1 protein-coding gene is annotated in these 2,289 nt (G+C 64.8%); it reads right to left on the bottom strand.

Annotation, left to right across the window (positions count from 1 at the left end; genetic code table 11):
- The coding region (locus EV193_RS33015) for a type I polyketide synthase (protein WP_130348903.1) at window positions 1–2,289 on the bottom strand (2,289 nt) is incomplete at both ends.

Here is a 2,289-nt window from a genome sequence, read left to right as displayed (position 1 = left end):
TCGATGAGTGCGGTGCCGGGGAGGAGGGTGGTGTTGTTGATGGTGTGGTGGGTGAGCCAGGGGTGGTTGGTGGTGGTGAGTTGTCCGGTGTGGAGTTGGTGGTGGGTGTCGGGGAGGTGGAGGGTGGCGGGGAGGAGGGGGTGGTTGGTGTTGGTGAGGCCGGTGTTGGTGAGGTTGGTGTGGGGGGTGGGGGTGAGCCAGTAGCGGGTGTGGTGTTGGAAGGGGTAGGTGGGTTGGTTGGCCGGTGGGGTGACCCTGGTGTTGGTGACGGTGTGGGTGGGCAGGGTGGGGGTGAAGTCCACGGTGACGCCGTGGGTCCACAGGTGGGCCAGGGAGTGCAGGAATCGTTCCGGGCTGCCGTCATCGCGGCGCAGGGTGCCGGTGACCACCACCCCACCCGTTTGATCCGAACCAGCCTCGCCCGAACTGGTGTGGTTGGTGGCGGTGTCCTGGATGCTGGCGGTCAGCACGGGATGCGGACTGGTCTCGACGAACACGGTGTGACCCTGATCGAGCAGGGTGGCGGTGGCCTCGGCGAACCGCACCGGCTGGGCCAGATTGCGATACCAATACCGCGCCGTGGGCGGCTCGGTAACCCACTCACCGGTCACCGTGGACAACCACGGCACCCGCGGCGCCACCGCACTCAACCCGTCCAGCGCAGCCACCAACTCCTCCCGCACCGACCCCACCTGCGAGGTATGCGACGCGTAATCCACCGCAACCCGACGCGCCCGCACCCCCTCCCGCTCACACTCGACCACCAACCGATCCAACGCGGCCGGCTCTCCCGCCACCACCACCGACGACGGACCATTCACCGCCGCCAACTCCACCCCCGACCCCAACCACCGATCCACCCCATCAACCGGCACCGCCAACGACACCATCCCACCCCGACCAGCAAGCCGATCCCCAATCACCCCACTACGCAACGCCACCACCCGCGCCGCATCCTCCACCGACAACGCCCCCGCCACACACGCCGCCGCAATCTCCCCCTGCGAATGCCCCACCACCGCATCCGGCACCACACCATGCGCCCGCCACAACGCCGCCAACGACACCATCACCGCAAACGACACCGGCTGCACCACATCCACCCGATCCAACGACGGCGCACCCGACACCCCCCGCACCACATCAACAACAGACCACCCCACCAACGACTCCAACACCCCAGAACACCGCACCAAACACTCCCCAAACACCGGAGCCGACCCCAACAACTCCGCCCCCATCCCCACCCACTGAGCCCCCTGCCCAGGAAACACAAAAACCGTCTTCCCCACACCCCCCACAACACCCGACACCACACCAAAACCAGAACCAGAACCAGAACCAGAACCAGAACCAGCAAAACCGTCAAGATCGCCGGAACTCACCTCACCCGCAAAACCCCGCACCGCATCAACACCCGCACCAAAACCACCCTCCGACACCACCACCACCGCACGCCGCTCCCACACCGCACGACCCAACAACCCAACCCCCACACCAACAGAATCAACCTCATTACCGATGTCATTACCGGTATCAGTCCTGGTGTCATTCAGATCGGCCAGATCAGTCAACCAATCCCCCACCCGACCCGCCAACACACCCAACGCACCCTCAGAACGCGCCGACAACACCCACGGCACCACCCCACCCAACGAACCACCAGAAACCACAGGAATCTCAGCGCCGGGAATCTCGGCAGAAATTTCGGGCGGCGCCTGCTCCAAAATCACATGCGCATTCGTCCCACTCACCCCAAACGACGACACACCACACCGCCGCGGCCGACCATAATCCGGCCACTCCCGCGCCCCCGTCACCACCTCAACCCCACCAACCGACCAATCAACCTTCCCCGACGGCACCGACACATGCAACGACCCCGGCACCACCCCATACCGCATCGCCAACACCATCTTGATCACACCAGCAACACCCGCCGCCGCCTGCGCATGACCAATATTCGACTTCAACGACCCCAACAACAACGGCCCAACCGAACCCCGACCACGCCCATACGTCCCCAACAACGCCCCAACCTCAATCGGATCCCCCAACACCGTCCCCGTCCCATGCCCCTCCACCACATCCACATCACCCGACACCAAACCCGCAACACCCAACGCCCGACCAATCACCCGCTCCTGCGACAAACCACTCGGCGCCGTCAACCCATTCGACGCACCATCCTGATTCACCGCACAACCCCGAACCACACCCAAAACCACATGACCCAACCGCCGCGCCACCGACAACCGCTCCACCAACACCACACCAACACCCTCGGCC

It is taken from the genome of Herbihabitans rhizosphaerae (genome assembly GCF_004216555.1).
Lineage (GTDB): Bacteria > Actinomycetota > Actinomycetes > Mycobacteriales > Pseudonocardiaceae > Herbihabitans > Herbihabitans rhizosphaerae.
This window is presented reverse-complemented; position numbering and strand designations above follow the sequence as displayed.